The organism is Achromobacter sp. 1011791174 (assembly GCF_059760925.1).
The window spans coordinates 26,603-43,173 of the sequence record NZ_JCBANH010000049.1 but is presented as its reverse complement, the minus strand read 5'-3'; the positions used below and the strand labels follow the sequence as shown (position 1 = coordinate 43,173).

15 protein-coding genes are annotated in these 16,571 nt (G+C 67.0%); 5 read left to right on the top strand and 10 right to left on the bottom strand.

Annotated elements, in window-relative coordinates; genetic code table 11:
* From AC6LJ5_RS17645 to pagP, 4 genes are all read left to right on the top strand, one after another.
* Nucleotides 1–1,038 (top strand): YeiH family protein (locus AC6LJ5_RS17645; RefSeq protein ID WP_498141148.1); only part of this gene is annotated, 1,038 nt, incomplete at its 5' end.
* A 92-nt stretch (nucleotides 1,039–1,130) separates the two neighbouring features.
* On the top strand, nucleotides 1,131–1,541 hold the full coding sequence (locus AC6LJ5_RS17640) for an acyl-CoA thioesterase (RefSeq protein WP_103272510.1): 411 nt from the start codon (nucleotides 1,131–1,133) through the stop codon (nucleotides 1,539–1,541).
* Nucleotides 1,542–1,551: 10 nt separating this feature from the next.
* Nucleotides 1,552–3,024, top strand: coding sequence for a magnesium transporter (gene mgtE, locus AC6LJ5_RS17635; protein ID WP_103272509.1), 1,473 nt, complete (start codon nucleotides 1,552–1,554; stop codon nucleotides 3,022–3,024).
* A gap of 135 nt (nucleotides 3,025–3,159) precedes the next feature.
* Nucleotides 3,160–3,714: a lipid IV(A) palmitoyltransferase PagP gene (gene pagP, locus AC6LJ5_RS17630; protein ID WP_103272508.1), complete on the top strand. Its 555-nt coding sequence runs from the start codon at nucleotides 3,160–3,162 to the stop codon at nucleotides 3,712–3,714.
* A 19-nt stretch (nucleotides 3,715–3,733) separates the two neighbouring features.
* Here the strand turns inward: pagP and AC6LJ5_RS17625 are convergent, their stop codons facing one another.
* From AC6LJ5_RS17625 to AC6LJ5_RS17610, 4 genes are all read right to left on the bottom strand, one after another.
* Entirely contained in the window at nucleotides 3,734–4,366 is a 633-nt protein-coding gene (locus tag AC6LJ5_RS17625) for a gamma-glutamylcyclotransferase (protein ID WP_498141147.1), read from the bottom strand.
* Nucleotides 4,367–4,560: 194 nt separating this feature from the next.
* Entirely contained in the window at nucleotides 4,561–5,019 is a 459-nt protein-coding gene (locus AC6LJ5_RS17620) for an Lrp/AsnC family transcriptional regulator (RefSeq protein WP_103272506.1), read from the bottom strand.
* 38 nt (nucleotides 5,020–5,057) lie between these two features.
* Nucleotides 5,058–6,317 (bottom strand): D-amino acid dehydrogenase, encoded by a 1,260-nt coding sequence (locus AC6LJ5_RS17615; protein WP_103272505.1) that lies wholly within the window; start codon nucleotides 6,315–6,317, stop codon nucleotides 5,058–5,060.
* A 213-nt stretch (nucleotides 6,318–6,530) separates the two neighbouring features.
* Nucleotides 6,531–7,313, bottom strand: coding sequence for an SDR family oxidoreductase (locus AC6LJ5_RS17610; protein WP_103276317.1), 783 nt, complete (start codon nucleotides 7,311–7,313; stop codon nucleotides 6,531–6,533).
* A gap of 212 nt (nucleotides 7,314–7,525) precedes the next feature.
* Between AC6LJ5_RS17610 and AC6LJ5_RS17605 the strand changes: the two genes are divergently transcribed.
* A complete protein-coding gene (locus AC6LJ5_RS17605) occupies nucleotides 7,526–8,074 on the top strand; it encodes a cysteine dioxygenase family protein (protein WP_103272504.1) in 549 nt (182 codons plus the stop codon).
* A gap of 106 nt (nucleotides 8,075–8,180) precedes the next feature.
* Here the strand turns inward: AC6LJ5_RS17605 and AC6LJ5_RS17600 are convergent, their stop codons facing one another.
* The 6 genes from AC6LJ5_RS17600 to AC6LJ5_RS17575 all read right to left on the bottom strand — a co-directional run bounded on the left by AC6LJ5_RS17600 (nucleotide 8,181) and on the right by AC6LJ5_RS17575 (nucleotide 16,515).
* Complete coding sequence (locus tag AC6LJ5_RS17600; protein WP_392411519.1) at nucleotides 8,181–9,875, bottom strand: thiamine pyrophosphate-binding protein; 1,695 nt, start codon at nucleotides 9,873–9,875, stop codon at nucleotides 8,181–8,183.
* A gap of 54 nt (nucleotides 9,876–9,929) precedes the next feature.
* Nucleotides 9,930–10,919 (bottom strand): tripartite tricarboxylate transporter substrate binding protein, encoded by a 990-nt coding sequence (locus tag AC6LJ5_RS17595; RefSeq protein ID WP_103272502.1) that lies wholly within the window; start codon nucleotides 10,917–10,919, stop codon nucleotides 9,930–9,932.
* A complete protein-coding gene (locus tag AC6LJ5_RS17590) occupies nucleotides 10,916–11,656 on the bottom strand; it encodes a GntR family transcriptional regulator (RefSeq protein ID WP_103276316.1) in 741 nt (246 codons plus the stop codon). Before AC6LJ5_RS17590 ends, AC6LJ5_RS17595 begins: the two co-directional genes overlap by 4 nt.
* A 223-nt stretch (nucleotides 11,657–11,879) precedes the next feature.
* Nucleotides 11,880–12,602 (bottom strand): VOC family protein, encoded by a 723-nt coding sequence (locus tag AC6LJ5_RS17585; RefSeq protein WP_392411518.1) that lies wholly within the window; start codon nucleotides 12,600–12,602, stop codon nucleotides 11,880–11,882.
* A gap of 15 nt (nucleotides 12,603–12,617) precedes the next feature.
* Nucleotides 12,618–15,353, bottom strand: coding sequence for a preprotein translocase subunit SecA (gene secA, locus AC6LJ5_RS17580; RefSeq protein WP_103272500.1), 2,736 nt, complete (start codon nucleotides 15,351–15,353; stop codon nucleotides 12,618–12,620).
* A gap of 175 nt (nucleotides 15,354–15,528) precedes the next feature.
* Complete coding sequence (locus tag AC6LJ5_RS17575; protein ID WP_498141149.1) at nucleotides 15,529–16,515, bottom strand: M23 family metallopeptidase; 987 nt, start codon at nucleotides 16,513–16,515, stop codon at nucleotides 15,529–15,531.
* Nucleotides 16,516–16,571 lie beyond the last annotated feature (56 nt).

Below are 16,571 nucleotides of genomic sequence, written 5' to 3'. Positions count from 1 at the left end.
GCCCACGCGGCCGCCCCCGCCGCCACGCCCTGGCGCGACAAACTCAACGGCGTCCTGTTCGTCGGCCTGATGGCCGCCGCCGTGATGCAGCTGGCGGACCTGCCCGCCATCCGGCACATGGGTTTCTCGCCGCTGGTGGTCGGCATCGTCTGCGGCATGCTCTACGGCAATTTCTTGCGCGGCACCATGCCGGCGGACTGGGGCGTGGGCGTGAACTTCACCGCCCGCCGGCTGCTGCGCATCGCCGTGGCCTTTTATGGCCTGAACATCAGCATCCAGCAGATCGTGGCCGTGGGCCTGCCCGGCCTGGCGGTTTCCGTGGCCGTGGTGCTGGGCACCCTGCTGATCGGCACCGTGGTCGGCCAGCGCCTGCTGGGCCTGGACCGCGACACCGCCATGCTGACCTCTGCCGGCAGCGCCATCTGCGGCGCGGCCGCCGTGCTGGCCTTCGAGCCCACCCTGCGCTCGGCGCCCCACAAGAGCGCGGTCGCCGTTGCCACCGTGGTGCTGTTCGGCACGCTGTCCATGTTCCTGTACCCGGTGCTCTACCACGCCGGCTGGCTCAACCTGGACACCCAGGCGCTGGGCATCTACATCGGCGGCACCATCCATGAAGTCGCCCAAGTCGTGGGCGCGGCCAGCAACGTGGACCCGGCCACCACCGAAGTCGCCACCATCGTCAAGATGACCCGCGTGGCCCTGCTGGTGCCGGTGCTGCTGGTGCTGGGCATGTACCTGCGCAACGCCGCCAGCCACGCCGGCGGCCAGGGCAAGGGCGCCAAGCTGCCCATCCCCTGGTTCGCCATCGGTTTCCTGGCGCTGGCCATCATCAATTCGCTGAACATCCTGCCGGCGGACGCCGTGGCCGCGCTGCGCCGCCTGGACGTGTTCGCGCTGACCATGGCCATGACGGCGCTGGGCATCGAAACCCGCTTCGCGCAGATCAAGAAGGCCGGCCCCCGCGTCATGGCCCTGGGCCTGATCCTGTACGTCTGGCTGCTGGTCGGCGGCTACGGCATCGTCAAGCTGGCGTCCTGAGCCGGGCCCGGCCCGCAACGACCGCGGCGCGCGCGCCGCGGTCTTGTTTTTCCTGCATAATCGGCTGGTTTCCAGGCATTGGAGCCAGCCGCATGTCCTCCAGCACCCCCACCCCCTTCACCACCCTGCCCGCCAATCGCGACGCCGTGCTGCGCGTCATGCCGATGCCGGCGGACGCCAATATCCACGGGGACGTGTTCGGCGGCTGGATCATGTCGCAAGTGGACATCGCCGGTTCGATCCCGGCGGCGCGCCGCGCCGCGGGCCGCGTGGCCACGGTGGCGGTCAACGCCTTCCAGTTCAAGGAGCCCGTGTTCGTGGGCGACCTGCTCAGCTTCTACGCCGCCATCGTCAAGACCGGCAACACCTCGATCACGGTGTCCGTCGAAGTCTATGCCGAGCGCCAGCGGCTGGACGCCGAAGTCGTCAAGGTCACCGAGGCCGTCCTGACCTACGTCGCCACCGACGAAGCCCGCCGCAGCCGCCCCCTACCCAAACTTTGAGCCGTAACGCATGACGCCATCCGCCGCCGCGCACAAGCTGCCCGCGACGCCTCGCCGCCTCGACCCGGAAGACGCCCAGCACGCCCTGGCCGAAGTGCAGGAACGCCTGCGTCGCCAGCAGCTGGTCGCCGACCTGGTGCATCGCCAGGAAGAAGGCGACGCCAAGGCCAACCTGGTCGAGGACCTGGTTCACCGGCAGCACGAAGCCGAGCTCAAGACGCTGCTGGACGGCCTGCATCCGGCCGACATCGCCTTCATCCTCGAATCGCTGCCCAAGGACGAACGGCAGACGATCTGGAAGCTGGTCAGCCCCGAACACGACGCCGACGTGCTGCTCGAGGTCGAGGACTGGGTCCGCGAATCGCTGATCGAGGCGATGGACCGCCAGGACCTGGTGGCGGCGACCGGCAACATGGACGCCGACGAGCTGGCCGACCTGGCGCCGGACCTGCCGCCCGACGTGGTGGCGGAAGTCCAGAAGGGCCTGACCGAGGAAGAACGGGCGCAGCTGCTGGAAGCCATGGGCTATCCGGAGGACAGCGTGGGCGCCATCATGGACTTCGAGATGGTCCGGGTGCGCGAGGACGTGACGCTGGAGGTCGTGCTGCGCTACCTGCGCCGCCTGCACGAACTGCCCGACCATACCGACCAGATCTTCGTGGTCGATCGCCAGGACAAGCTGCAGGGCATCCTGCCGCTGTCGCGCCTGCTGGTCAGCGAACCGGAAACCGAGGTGCGGGCGGTCATGAATTCCGACTTCCTGACGCTCAATCCGCTGGATTCGGACGCCGACGCGGCCGGCGCCTTCGAACGCTATGACCTGGTTTCGGCTCCCGTGATGGACGACCAGGGCCGTCTGATCGGCCGCGTCACCATCGCCGACGTGGTGGATGTGATGCGCGAAGACTCGCAGGAGCAGGCGCTGTCGCGCGCCGGTCTGCAGGAAGAGGACATCTTCGCCCCCGTGTCCACCGCGTTGCGCAACCGCGCGCCCTGGCTGCTGTTCAATCTCTGTACCGCCGCCACGGCTTCGTTCGTGGCGTCGCAGTTCGAGGGCACGGTCAGCCAGATCGTGATCCTGGCCTTCCTGATGTCCATCGTCGCCGGCATCGGCGGCAACTCGGGCAACCAGACCATGACCCTGATCATCCGGGCGCTGGCGATGGGCCGGATCACCGGACGCAACCTCTGGCAGCTGGTCAAGCGCGAGCTGTTCGTCACGCTGATGGTAGGACTGTGCGGCAGTCTGGTGGCGGCGCTGTTCGCCTGGGCGATTTCGCATTCCTTCGCCATCGCCTTCGTGATGATGGCCGCAATGATCTGCAACATGCTGGTCGGCGCCTCGGTCGGCGTGCTGGTGCCCATGGTGCGCGCGCGTTTCGGCAAGGATCCCGCCATGGGCTCGTCAGTGCTGCTGACCTTCGCCACCGACTCGCTGGGCTTCTTTATTTTCCTGGGGCTGGCCACGCTTTTCCTGCTGTAGCGCCAGCCCAACAGACTTGGCTGAAAACAGCTGCACTGCACACTTATTGACCAATCTTGACAGAAAACCGACAGGGAAAACCCTAGATCATCAAGTACAGTAATAGGCTTGTCATTTTCTTCGCCTATCCCTGCAATGATCGCCAGACTCCGGATTGCCTTGCTTGGCTTGGCGCTCTCGGTTTTCACCGTCAGCGCCCAGGCTTGTGACAACCTGCCCTCCTGGGCGCAATCGGCCTGTGCCCGGCTAGACCAGATCTGGTCCGAAGGCAACAACGACCTCTATATCAGCGGCTATTCCTGGCACAACCGCTCCATGTACAGCGCGGAGAAGATCCGCAGCTTCAACGAGCGCGCCTGGGGCGGTGGCTACGGCCGCAGCATCTACGACGAGGACGGAGACTGGCAGGGCCTGTATGGCATGGCCTTCCTGGACTCACACAGCAAGGTCCAGCCGATCGCCGGCTACGGCTTCCTGAAGATCGGCCGGGTCAGCGAGAATTTCCGCCTGGGCGCCGGCTACACCGTGTTCCTGACCTCGCGCCAGGACATCATGCATTACATCCCCTTCCCCGGCGTGTTGCCGCTGGTCTCGGCCGGCTACAAGGACGCCATGCTCTACGCCACCTACATTCCCGGCGGCAAGGGCAACGGCAACGTGCTGTTCATGTTCGGCCGCTGGTCCTTCTGACGGCCAGAGGCAGGGGGTTTCAGCAGGGCTGGCCCAGGCGTCGCACCAGCTCGCCCAGGCGCATATCGTCGATGCCGTGCGCGCGCAATGCGCGCTCGGTTTCGATCACATAGTCCAGGCACGGGCCGGAATGGCCCACCGCGTTGCGCACCGACGCCAGCAGGCGGTCGTCGCTGACGTCGGCCGCGTATTCCTGGCAGGCGCGGTTGAGCAGGAACACCAGCCCGCGCACGGGCGCTTCCTTGGTGTGGCAGGTCAGCCAGCGCGGGCAATAGGCGCCCGTCACCATCTCGCGGCGCCAGAGCATCTCGAAGACCGTCCGCACGTCGCTGGCGGCGATCTGGAAGGCCACCCCACGGCAACAGCCGCCTCGATCCAGGCCGAACACCAGGCCGGGATTGTCCGGCGAGCCGCGATGATCGTGCGACCACAGGCAAAGGGACCGGTGATAGCCGCGCACCGTCGCCAGCCGCCGCTCGCGCCAGGCAAAGCCGGGATGCCAGATCAGGGAACCGTAGGCAAAGACCCAGAGATCATCGCTGCCGTTCCAATCGGTCAGGAGATCGTCCACCGACGCCGCGCGCCGGGCCGGGGATTGCTGCGACTGAGCCAGACCGGCGCAATCGCCGGCGGCGGGTACTGCCAAAGCCATGAGGACCCTTTGATATCCCGATTCATTCCCATCCGGGGAATGGGCGATATCCTACGCCGGGCCGTGCGCAAAAGCATTGCGAGATAAGGCTTAAGCAACGCACCGAAAGAAATTTGTGTTTCGCGGACGGGGCCCTGAGAGAAAAAAAATTGCGCGAACGGATTTCAGCCCCTTTCCGGACGCGAAACCGGCCGTCAGACCGCGTCCAGCGGCAGCTCGGTCGTGCTCTTGATGACTTCCATCGAGAAGCTGGCGCTCACGTCCAGCAGGTCCACCGCGTCGATGAGGCGGCGATAGAAGCGGTCGTAGGCGGCCATGTCCTCGACCACGACCTTGAGCAGGTAATCGATATCGCCCGCCATGCGGTGGAACTCGACCACATTGGGCAGCGCCATCACCGCGTTGATCAGGCTCTGCGTCCACTTGGCGTTGTGCTGGCTGGTCTTGATGGACACGAACACGGTCAGGTTCAGGCCCAGCGCCTTCGGGTCCAGCAGGATCGTGTTGCGCGCGATGACGCCATCGTCCTTGAGCTTCTGGATGCGCCGCCAGCACGGCGTGACGGACAGGTTCACCTGCTCGGCGATCTCGGCCACGGAACAGGTCGCGTCCTTTTGCAGCAGCGCGAGAATCTTGATGTCTGTCTGGTCCATGCCCTTTCCTCGACTTTCCAACGCACCGGCGGACCGGGTCATGACGCGTAGCGCTCCGCCGTCAGGCCTTCCATGTCCACCTCCGGCGGCCGGCCGGCCACGATGTCGGCCACAATCTTGCCCGTTCCGCATGCCTGCGTCCAGCCATTGGAGCCGTGGCCGCAGTCCAGGAACAGGTTGTCGTAGCGCGTCCGGCCCAGGATGGCCGGGCCGTCCGGTGTCATCGGCCGCAACCCGGCCCAGGGCTGGGCCCGGTCCAGCGCGATGCCCTGTGGAAACCACTCGCGCACCACGGACGTCAGGAACGCCACCCGCCCCGCGTCCACCTCCAAGCCATAACCCTTCAATTCGGCCATGCCCGCGGCCCGGATCCGCGAGCCCAGCCGCGAGATCATCACCTTGTTGTGCTCATCCATGATGGCGGCCTGCGGCGCGCGACCCGCATCGGTCACGTCGGCGGTAATGGAATAGCCCTTGAGCGGATAGATGGGCAGCGTCATCCCCAGCGGTCGCAGCAGGAAGGGGCTTTGACCGCCCAGCGCCACCACATAGGCATCGGCCGTCAGCGTGCCCTGATCCGTCTCAACGCCGGCAATGCGTCCTCCCTGCCCGGCCAGGCGCCGGATCTGGACCCCATAGCGGAAGTCCACGCCCTGACCTTGCAGGTAGGCGCTCATCCCGGTGGCGAACTTGTAGCTGTCGCCGGAGCCGTCCGCCGGCAGGAACAGCGCGCCCGCGATGGACGCGCGCGTGTGCGCCAGCGCCGGCTCGACGCTGGCCGCGTCGGCCCCCTCGAGGAAACGCCACGGCACTTCGAATTCATCCAGCGCGCGGGTGATGCCGGGAACCGCCTTCAGGCCGGCCTCGTCGCGGAACAGTTGCAGCGTGCCATCCTGATGGAAATCGAAATCGATGGGCAGTCCCGCGCCGGCGATCTCCTTCAGGCAGGCAAAGCTGTAGTGTGCCACCCGCTGCATGCGCAGCTTGTTGACGCGAAATCGCTCGGCATTGCACTGCCCCATCCAGCGCGCCAGCCAGGCCAGCTTGCGCGGCTCGGGCGACAGCGAGAAACGGATGGCGGAATTGCGCTGCAGGGACATCTTCAGCACCTTGCCGATCATGCCCGGTGCGGCCCAGGGCCCGGCGAAGCTGGGGCACAGCCCGCCCGCGTTGCCGAAGCTGGTCTCGCGCGCGGCGGCCGGCTGGCGGTCCGCCACGACGACCTCATGCCCGTCCCGCCACAGATAGTAGGCCGCCGCCACACCCGCGACGCCAGCGCCCAACACCAGCACTTTCATGAATGTCCTTTCCTTGTCCTCAATGTCGCACCATCATCCTCGGCACGGTGTCCGCCCCGATCCTGCCAAGAAAACGGCAATGCTGGCGCCACCGGGCACTGCGCCCCCCCCGGCACGGCCGCCCCCAATCGGGGCCGCGCGGATCCGGCTCCGCCGGTCCGCCACCGGCGCCCCCTGGGGGGAAGCGCGCAGCGCTTCGGGGGGGACCTAGACCTAATACACTCCGGGATAGCCACCGCCGTCGAGCAGGATGTTCTGCGCGGTCAGATAGCCGGCCTGGGCGGAACAAACATAGGCGCACAAAGCGCCCAGCTCTTCGGGCTCGCCATAGCGGCCCGCCGGATTGGAACGCCCGCGCTCGTCCCAGACCTGCTCGAAGCTCTTGCCCGGGAACTGGTCCATCATGCCCCGGATGTGGCGGGCCTGCGCGTCGGTGGCGAAAACGCCCGGCAGCAGGTTGTTGATGGTGACGTTGTGCCGCACGGTCTGGCGCGCGACGCCGCCGACGAAACCGATCAAGCCGGAGCGCGCGCCATTGGACAGCCCCAGCTCGGCGTGCGGCGCCTTGACGCTGCGCGACACGATGTTGACGATGCGCCCGAAGCGGCGCTCGACCATGCCGTCGACCACGCGCCGGATCATGTCGATGGGACCGAGCATCATGGCGTCCAGGGCGGCGACCCAGTCCTCGTGCGACCAGTCGCGGAAATCTCCGGGCAGCGGCCCATCGGCGTTGTTGATCAGGATGTCCGGATGCGGGCAGGCGGCGATGGCCGCGTCGCGTCCGGCCGGCTGCGTCAGGTCGGCCGAGACCCAGCCCACGCCAATGCCGGTTTCGCGCGCGATCTCGGCGGCGGCCTGTTCCAGCCGCTCGGGATTGCGCGCCGCGATCGTCACGGACACGCCCTCGCGCGCCAGTTGCTGCGCGCAGGCGCGCCCCATGCCACGGCTGCCGCCGAACACCAGCGCCGTCCTGCCCTTGATTCCCAGATCCATGCTTTCCCCTTGCCGGTCCATGCCGCATCGCCTATCTGGCGGGCTTGCTGCATGGCCGGCTGTCTGCGGCCGAAGCCAATCAGTATAGGAGCGCGCCCCCGCGGACGGCGTGGAATTTTTTTCTAATCTTCGCCGCCTCATCCGCCGATTTGGCAAAGGCATTCCAGCCCGAATCCCTAAGATGAAGGTCTGTCCACACCGCGACCGATCCCATGTCCGACGTCCAAACTGCCTGCCCCGATCTGCGCACGCTGTGCGAGTCGGTTCAAACCGCGCAGATGAACGCGGCCCGCGCGCTGCTGCGCGACCTGGCCTCCAGCGTCGCCAGCGCCAATGGCATCCTGCAGGGCCTGCCCGACGCGCTGCGCGCCGGCCGTGCCGAATCCTACATGCGGCACATCGCCTACGCGGATCCGCACGGCGCCTTCACCATCGCCTACCTGGTCTGGCGCCAGGGGCAGTTCAGTCCCGTGCATGGCCACAAGACCTGGTGCACCTATCAGGTTTTGCAGGGCGAGCTGTCCGAAACCCACTACCGCTGGGACGCGGAGGCATCCGCCGCCATTGCTTGCGGCGGAACCACGCGCCGGCCGGGCGACATCGTCACGGCCACGCAGGGCCTGCACCAGATCCACAGGCTGGGCAACGCCAGTCCCGAAGTCGCCATCTCGCTGCACATCTACGGCGTCGATCAGGCCGATATCTGCAGCGGCGTGAATCATCTGATCGACAAGGTGCTGGACGCGTCGCCCAGGCGCTGATTCCGCCGAACGCCTTCCTCGCACGCAGGCGGTCTTGCCGCCTGGCCCATGCCCGCAAGGCGCCACGCCCGGGCAGGACGTTCCCGCCCAGCCCGATGTCCGCGCATCACCCCATCCACTGACTGACCGGCGCCGCCGCATCCTGCAGCGGCTGTGCCAGCACGTCGATCAGGGCCGGGCCATCATGCGCCAGCGCGGCCTTGATCGCCGCGTCCAGCTTGGCCGGATCTTCCACCCGCCATGCCTTCACGCCATAGGCTTCGGCAATGCGGGCGTGGTCGGTGCGATCGAAATCCACGCTGTAGTAGCGCTTGTCGTAGCCGGCCTTCTGGCTGGCCTTGATCCAGCCATAGACCGAATTCGAGAACACCACCATCAGCAGCGGCGCCTTGTGTCGCACGATGGTTTCCAGTTCACCGACCGTGAAGCCAAAGCTGCCGTCGCCCATGACCGCGACGCACTTGGACTGCGGCCGCCCCACCCACGCGCCCATGGCGGCCGACATGGAAAAGCCCAGCGCCCCGTGCGCGCGGTTGGTGATGAAGTGACGGCCGGGACGCGACACGTCGTAGTACGCCGAGAAATACGGGCACGGCGTGCCAGGATCGGCGCAGACCACCGCGTCGTCCGGCAGCAGGCGGTTCAGCGACTGCACCACGCGCTCGGGACGGATCGGCGTATCCAGGCTGGCGGCCAGCGTCTCCAGCTGTTCGCGCCGCGCCTGCTTCGCCCGGCCGGCCAGCACCGAGCCGTCGACCGCGTCGGCGGGTCGATGCGCCAGGCGTTCACGCACCTCGACGGCCAGGGCCTCCAGTGCCAGCCGGGCATCGCCCACCATGCCGACTTCGGTGCGGTAGTTGGCGCCGATCACCGAGGGATCCACGTCGATGTGCAGGATCGGCACGTCACGACTCGGAAAGCGCCAGTGCTCGGTGGACGTGGAGCCCGCGCGGCAACCCACGAACAGCACGGCGTCGGCGGCGGCCACCACATCGCGCGTGGCCATGACGCCGCCGTTGGAACCGACCACGCCGGCGTTGAGCGGATGCGTGTCGGCCAGGCTGCCCTGCCCGCTGACCGTCAGGCAAACGGCCGCCTTCAGCATCTCCGCCAGATCCTGCAAGGCGGCGCTGGCGCCGGCTATGACCACGCCGCCGCCGCAGATGATGACGGGCGAACGCGCGCCGGCCAGCCGCTGCGCGGCCCGCGCCACGTCGGCGGGGTCCGGCGCGCAACGCATGGCCGGATAGCTGCCGTGCTCGGGCTGCGCCCAGATGTCGGCCGCATCCACCTGCTGCTTCATCACGTCATAGGGAAAGCAAAGGTGGGCCGCGCCCGGCTTGCCGGTGGTCATGTGGCGGAAGGCCGCGCGCACCATGCCCGGGATCTGGTCGGCGCGGTCGATCGTGCGGTTCCATTTGGTCAACGGACGGTACAGCGCCTCCTGGTCCAGCTCGGTCAGCGGATACTTGCCGCGCGAGCCGACCGCCACGTCCGACGTGATGCCCAGCACGGGCACCGACGACTCGTTGGCCTCCACCAGGCCGGGCAGCAGATAGGTCGCGCCGCCGCCGCTGGGGCCTTCGCATACGCCCACCTTGCCGGTCACCCGGGCGTAGGCGTCGGCCATGTAGCCGGCGCTGCGTTCGTCGCGCGTGAGGATGTGGCGCATGCCGTGGTCGAGCCGGTACAAGGCGTCATAGAACGGCAGGCTGGTATCGCCGCACAGGCCAAAAATATGCTGGACGCCGTTGTGCTGCAGCATGCGCACCATCGCTTCCGCGCCGGTCAGGGTATTCATATCGTCTCCGTGCTTGCTTGACGCTGGGGGGCGGCCCGCCGGGCCGCCGGCGCGTCAGTTTTCGAGGTTGATGTTGCTGGTCTTGATGAAGGCGTTCCAACGTTCGTACTCGGCCTTCACATAGGCATCCAGCGCAGGGCCGTCGGAGGCCACGATCTCGAAGCCCGCCTCGCCCAATTTCCTGCGGACGTCCGGGTCGGCCAGCACGGCCTTGAAATCGCGGGTCAGCTTCTTGATCGTGGCATCGGGCGTGCCCTTGGGCGCGAACATGCCGCTCCATGAGTAGGCGACAAATCCGGGAAAACCGGACTCCGCCACGGTAGGGACGCTGGGCAGGTCGGCCAGCCTTTTTTCGCCGGCGACCGCCAGCGGCTTGATCTTGCCCGCCTGAATCTGGCCACGCAGCGCGGCGAAGCTGAGCCAGGTCATGTTGGCCTGACCGCCCACCACGGCCTGGATCGCTGGTCCGCCGCCGCCATAAGGCACGTGCAACAGTTCCACCTTGGACAGGCGCTTGAGCTCTTCGGGGGCCAGGTGATTGAGCGACCCCACGCCGGTCGACGCGTAGTTGTAGCGATTGGCCGGCTGCCTGGCTGCGGCGGCCAGGAAGTCCTTCAGGTTGTCGCCGGGCACGGACGGATTGGCGCCCAGCACCAGCGGGAAGCGCACGGTCTGTGTGATGGCGACGAAGTCCTTGAAGGTGTCATAGGGCAGCTTGGGTTTCACGGCGGGATTGATGCCGTGATTGTCGAAGCTCACCAGCAGCGTGTTGCCATCGGGTTCGGCCCGGGCCACGAAGGCCGTGGCGATCTGACTGGCGGCGCCCGGTCGATTTTCGACCACGACCGCACGCCCGCCCAGTTCCTGCGACAGGCGCGGCTGCAGGATGCGCGCCAGGATATCGGTGCTGCCGCCCGGCGGATACGGCACCACCAGGATCAACGGCCGCTCTTCGGCCGCCGCGTCGGCCGCCATCCCCAGGCCGCCTATCGCCGCCACCGCGCAGGCCATGGCCAGCGCGCGTCTGTACAACGTATGGATCATCGGTGTTCCCCTGTTGTGGTGTCGGCCTGCGCTGCCTGCGCGGGGTCGGCCTGGTCCCGCATGTAGATGTTGGAAAAACCCGTGCGTATCACGTCGGTGATCTGGTCCAGGCGGCGGCCGATGTGCGCCCCCATCATCGCGGGCAAGGCCTCGATGTCGCGGCGTTCCAGCGCCTGCACGATGCGCATGTGCTCGGCCTGCGTGTGCGCGCGGCGCCCTTGCTGCATGTCGATCCAGCGTACGAAATGGATGCGGGCATTCACGCTTTCCAGCGCGCGCACGAATTCCTCGTTGCGCGAGTAACGCGCCAGCATCAGGTGGAAGGCCTCGTCCAGCTCCAGCAGGCGCGTGGCCTCGCTGTCTTCCGGCACGTCGCGCGAACGCTCGACGAAGGCCCGCAGTTCGGCCAGCTCCGCATCGCTGGCGCGTTCGCAGGCCGCGCGCACGATGCCGGACTCCAGCACGGCGCGGTACTCATACAGCGAATGGATCTGCTTGGCGTCCAGCAGCCGGGCGATGAAGCCCCGGTTGACCGCCCGGGTCAGGAAGCCTTCCACCATCAACTGGTTGAGCACCTCGCGCAAGGGCGTGCGGCTGACGTTCAGGCGCCGGGCCAGTTCAACCTCGTTGATGCGCTCGCCGGGCTTGAAGTCGAAACGCACCGCCATCGCCTTGACGGTGTTGTAAAGCTCTGCCTGGCCTTCGGAGGTGCGGGACGCGAGGCGGGTCTGCGTCATGGTCGGGTCTCCGGCGCCGCGCGCCTTGGGATCAAAGTGCATACTAAAGTGCATACACTTTGACCGACAACCCGGGTTTGCCCGGACGGTAGCGCACAGGAATGCGGCCGGATCACATCACCCGGCGTGCGGTGGCCAGAACGATCCGACGGCCGAAGGCTGGCCGATCAGAGGCAAAACACGCGGGAAGGAAATGCAGTTGGACGCCAACGGCGCCCGGGGATCAGAGCCCGGTATCCAACGCGTAATGCGCGCCGTCCCGGTTCTCCAGGGTCAAGGCCGACAGAGTCGGCTGCGCGGCTTGCGGGTCCTCGCTGACATGGATCCGCAGATTGGCCAGCGGCACGTCCCAGCCGCCGTCCTTGCCAGCTTGCGCGGTCACGCCGGCGACCAGCGCCAGGCGTTGCGCGGCGGCATGGGCGTCGGCCGCGCGGGCATCGATGCGCAGCAGGCTGCGCGCGCCATTGGGGTGGGACATCAACGCCGGCGACCAGACGCATTCGGGCGTCAGGTGACGACAGAAATACATGCGGATGCCGGGCAAGGGCTGCTCGGCGAAGCGCACGGTATGGAAGCGCGCGGTGACTTCACGTCCGTCCAACAGAGCGGGACGGCTGAGTTCCTGCACCGGATTGACGGCAAAGCCGGCGGCGCGCAGCCGCTCGTAGGTGGCTTCGGCGTCGTGTGTGCGGAAGACCAGGGCTTCCAGCCCAAACGGCGAACCGGCGATTTCCTTGCGCGCCGGCGGCGCGCCGGGCGGCCAGCCCAGCAACTCGATGTACGTGCCCTCGAGCACGATCAGGCGGTTGCACGACCCCAGGTTGTGCACCGCCTTGTCGCTCAGGTGAAAGCCCTGGCGCTCGAAATGCGGCGCCAGCGCATCCAGCCGGTCGCGCACCATGACCACGGCGTGGTCGAATTCGGTGCGGCCGACTGCATGCAGCATGGTCTCAGGCTCCGCTCAGACCAGCTTGCCGTGGCACTGCTTGTACTTCTTGCCGCTGCCGCAGGGGCAGGGATCGTTGCGGCCGACCTTCGGCAGCACGTTGCGCACCGGCTGGGCGCCGCTGTCGTCGGCGGAACTGGCCAGCGCCTCGTCGTAGTCGGAGTGGTGGTACTGCACGTTCTGCACGTGCGGCTGCGCCGCTTCGGCCTCGGCCTGCTCAACCTGCTCCTGCGACTGCACCCGCACCGTCATCAGCACCCGCACCACATCGTCGCGGATGCGGTCCAGCATGCCGGAGAACAGCTCGAAGGCTTCGCGCTTGTATTCCTGCTTGGGGTTCTTCTGTGCGTAGCCGCGCAGATGGATGCCCTGGCGCAGGTAATCCAGCGAGGACAGGTGCTCGCGCCAGTGCGTGTCGATGGCCTGCAGCATGATCGAGCGCTCGAACTGCGACCACGATTCCGTGCCCACCTGCTCGACCTTAGCCGTGTAGTTCTGGCGCGCGGCGGCGACCACGCGTTCGCGCAGGTCCTCGTCGGTGATGTTCGGCTCTTTCTCGAGCATCTCGGTCAGCGGCAGCTGGATCTGCCAGTCGGCTTCCAGCGCCTTCTGCAGGGCCGGCACGTCCCACTGCTCTTCCACCGATTCCGGCGGCACGAAGGTGTTGAACATCTCCGTGACGGCGGCGTCGCGCAGGTTCTCGACCATCGCGCCCACGCTGGCGGCTTCGAGCACTTCGTTGCGCTGCGAGTACAGCACCTTGCGCTGGTCGTTGGCGACGTCGTCGTACTCGAGCAGCTGCTTGCGGATGTCGAAGTTGCGGCCTTCGACCTTGCGCTGCGCGGTCTCGATGGAACGCGTCACCATGCCGGCCTCGATGGGCTCGCCCTCGGGCAGCTTCAGGCGTTCCATGATGGCGCGCACGCGATCGCCGGCGAAGATGCGCATCAGCGGATCTTCCAGCGACAGGTAGAAACGCGAAGAACCCGGGTCGCCCTGGCGACCGGCGCGGCCGCGCAGCTGGTTGTCGATGCGGCGCGACTCATGGCGCTCGGTGCCGATGATGCGCAGGCCGCCGGCAGCCTTGACCTGCTCGTTCAGCGGCTTCCACTCGGAACGCACCTTCTCGATGCGCAGCGTCTTCTCGGTTTCCGTCAGCGACTCGTCGGCGCGGATCAGGTCGATCTGCTTGTCCGCGCTGCCGCCCAGCACGATGTCGGTGCCGCGGCCCGCCATGTTGGTGGCGATGGTGATGTGGCCCGGCTTGCCGGCCTCGGCGACGATCTCGGCTTCGCGCGCGTGCTGCTTGGCGTTGAGCACTTCGTGCTTGAGCTTGGCCTTCTGCAGCAGGCCGGCCAGCAGCTCGGAATTCTCGATGCTGGTCGTACCCACCAGCACGGGCTGGCCGCGCTCGTGGCAGTCGCGGATGTCGTTGAGGATGGCGTTGTACTTTTCCTCGTTGGTCTTGAAGACCTGATCGTTCTGGTCCTTGCGGACCATGGGCTTGTTGGTCGGGATGATGACCGTTTCGAGCCCGTAGATTTCCTGGAATTCGTACGCTTCCGTGTCGGCCGTGCCGGTCATGCCGGACAGCTTCTCGTACATGCGGAAGTAGTTCTGGAAGGTGATCGAGGCCAGCGTCTGGTTCTCGTGCTGGATCTTCACGCCTTCCTTGGCTTCGACGGCCTGGTGCAGGCCGTCCGACCAGCGGCGGCCGACCATCAGGCGGCCGGTGAATTCGTCGACGATGACCACTTCGCCGTCCTGGACCACGTACTGCTGGTCGCGGAAGAACAGCGTGTTGGCGCGCAGCGCCACCATCAGGTGATGCATCAGCGCGATATGGCGCGGATCGTACAGCGACTCGCCCTCGGGCAGGATGCCCAGGCGCGCCAGGATGCCCTCGGCATTGACGTGGCCGGCTTCCGACAGGTAGACCTGCTGGCTCTTTTCATCGACCCAGTAGTCGCCTTCGGGTTCCGGCTCCTGCGGCTTGGGCTCGGTGGCCATGCGCTTGAGCAGCGGCGGCACCGCGTTCATGCGGATGTAGAGCTCGGTGTGGTCTTCGGCCTGGCCGGAGATGATCAGCGGCGTGCGCGCCTCGTCGATCAGGATGGAGTCCACTTCGTCGACGATCGCGTAGGCCAGCGCGCGCTGGCGGCGGTCCTCGACGCGGTACTCCATGTTGTCGCGCAGATAGTCGAAGCCGAATTCGTTATTGGTGCCGTAGGTGATGTCGGCGGCGTAGGCGGCCTTCTTTTCCTCGTTCGGCTGCTGCGGCACGACCACGCCCGTGGACATGCCCAGGAAGCGGTACAGGCGTCCCATCCAGTCAGCGTCGCGGCGGGCCAGGTAGTCGTTGACCGTGACCACGTGCACGCCCTTGCCGGCGATCGCGTTCAGGTAGACCGGCAGCGTGGCCATCAGCGTCTTGCCTTCGCCCGTGCGCATTTCGGCGATCTTGCCGCTGTGCAGGACGATGCCGCCCAGCATCTGCACGTCGAAATGACGCATGCCGAACACCCGCTTGCCGGCTTCGCGCACCACGGCGAAGGCTTCGGGCAGCAGGTCGTCCAGCGACGTGCCCTGGGCATGGCGGGAACGGAATTCGTCGGTCTTGGCCGCCAGTTCCGCGTCGGAAAGCGCGGCGATCTTGGACTCCAGTCCATTGATCTGGGTTACCAGCTTGCGATACTGCTTAAGCAGCCGATCGTTGCGGCTACCTATGAGTTTTTTGAGCAGAGAAACCATGCGTGTGTCGGCCGCACAGGCCACGCCGCGGCCATGCAGGCCTGGGCAGCGTCACCCGTGACTTTATGTTATTGGTTGAGCGGGGGTCCGCCGGGAAACGAACCAGTTTAACGCACCTGCGGCGTAATAGCCTGGAACTATGATCAGGCCATCACGCTTGCAGCCAGCGGCGGGATCAGCGCGTGGCGCTGTCCGTGCCGGCCGCGCGGGCCATGGCCGGCGGAGCGTTCTGCTGCGGCCCCAGGAACAGGCGCGGATCCAGCGGCTGGCCGGCCAGCCGCACCTCGAAGTGCAGGTGCGGACCGGTGGAACGTCCGGTGCTGCCGACGCGGGCGATCTGCTGGCCGCGATCGACCAGCTGCCCCTGCTTGACCAGCAGCGACGAGGCGTGCGCGTAGCGGGTGATCAGGCCGTCGCCATGGTCGATCTCGACCATGTTGCCGTAGCCCGGATGGAACTTGGACTCCAGCACCACGCCACCCGACGCGGCAAGAATGGGCGTGCCCGGCGGCGCGGAGAAGTCCAGCCCTTCGTGCAGCGCCGAGCGGCCCGTGACCGGGTTGCGGCGCCAACCGTAGGACGAACTCAAATAAGGATAGTCGGTGATGGGCATGGCGGTCGGCATGCGCGCCTGGTCCGCCGAACGCTGCGTCAACGCGGCGTCCAGCAGCTTCAGGTTGTCGGACTGCTGCGCCAGCCTGACCTGGATGTCGTCCAGCTGCCGGCCCAGTTCCTCGGCCGAGGCGGCCGTGGGCGGCGTCTGGTCGGTGAACAGCTCGTCCATGACGCCCGAGGCCTCGGGCTGGGTCGACACGCTCGGCTGCGCCGAGGCAAGCTGCTTGGCCAGCTCGGGATCGGTATAGGCCACGCCCGCCACCTTGGCCACGCGCTGGCCCAATCCGTCGATGCTGACCAGCTTGGCCTGGAGCGTTCCGATCTTCGCCGCCAGCAGATTCATGTTGCCGCGCAGGAAATCGGCATCGCGCCCGGTGCCCTCGGCCAGCGGCCAGCCCACGGCGCGCACGGCCGGCATGTCGGAAGTGAAGTATCGTTGGATGGCGGCGCCGAAAATGGCCGCCGTGACCAGCGCGCCCCCAAGAAACAAGGCCAGGTGCGCCCCGCCGAGGGTGAAATGCCCGTCCCGCCCGTCGCGGGCGTGCATAATCACGATTTTCAAGGTTGTGCTTCCTAATTCTAGAGACGGCATGAATAGACCCA

What these genes read in the sequence shown, in the direction of transcription:
- AC6LJ5_RS17640 (WP_103272510.1), top strand. Translation starts at nt 1,131, where the DNA reads ATGTCCTCCAGCACCCCCACCCCCTTCACCACCCTGCCCGCCAATCGC.
- mgtE (WP_103272509.1), top strand. Translation starts at nt 1,552, where the DNA reads ATGACGCCATCCGCCGCCGCGCACAAGCTGCCCGCGACGCCTCGCCGC.
- pagP (WP_103272508.1), top strand. Translation starts at nt 3,160, where the DNA reads ATGATCGCCAGACTCCGGATTGCCTTGCTTGGCTTGGCGCTCTCGGTT.
- AC6LJ5_RS17625 (WP_498141147.1), bottom strand. Translation starts at nt 4,366, where the DNA reads ATGGCTTTGGCAGTACCCGCCGCCGGCGATTGCGCCGGTCTGGCTCAG.
- AC6LJ5_RS17620 (WP_103272506.1), bottom strand. Translation starts at nt 5,019, where the DNA reads ATGGACCAGACAGACATCAAGATTCTCGCGCTGCTGCAAAAGGACGCG.
- AC6LJ5_RS17615 (WP_103272505.1), bottom strand. Translation starts at nt 6,317, where the DNA reads ATGAAAGTGCTGGTGTTGGGCGCTGGCGTCGCGGGTGTGGCGGCGGCC.
- AC6LJ5_RS17610 (WP_103276317.1), bottom strand. Translation starts at nt 7,313, where the DNA reads ATGGATCTGGGAATCAAGGGCAGGACGGCGCTGGTGTTCGGCGGCAGC.
- AC6LJ5_RS17605 (WP_103272504.1), top strand. Translation starts at nt 7,526, where the DNA reads ATGTCCGACGTCCAAACTGCCTGCCCCGATCTGCGCACGCTGTGCGAG.
- AC6LJ5_RS17600 (WP_392411519.1), bottom strand. Translation starts at nt 9,875, where the DNA reads ATGAATACCCTGACCGGCGCGGAAGCGATGGTGCGCATGCTGCAGCAC.
- AC6LJ5_RS17595 (WP_103272502.1), bottom strand. Translation starts at nt 10,919, where the DNA reads ATGATCCATACGTTGTACAGACGCGCGCTGGCCATGGCCTGCGCGGTG.
- AC6LJ5_RS17590 (WP_103276316.1), bottom strand. Translation starts at nt 11,656, where the DNA reads ATGACGCAGACCCGCCTCGCGTCCCGCACCTCCGAAGGCCAGGCAGAG.
- AC6LJ5_RS17585 (WP_392411518.1), bottom strand. Translation starts at nt 12,602, where the DNA reads ATGCTGCATGCAGTCGGCCGCACCGAATTCGACCACGCCGTGGTCATG.
- secA (WP_103272500.1), bottom strand. Translation starts at nt 15,353, where the DNA reads ATGGTTTCTCTGCTCAAAAAACTCATAGGTAGCCGCAACGATCGGCTG.
- AC6LJ5_RS17575 (WP_498141149.1), bottom strand. Translation starts at nt 16,515, where the DNA reads ATGCACGCCCGCGACGGGCGGGACGGGCATTTCACCCTCGGCGGGGCG.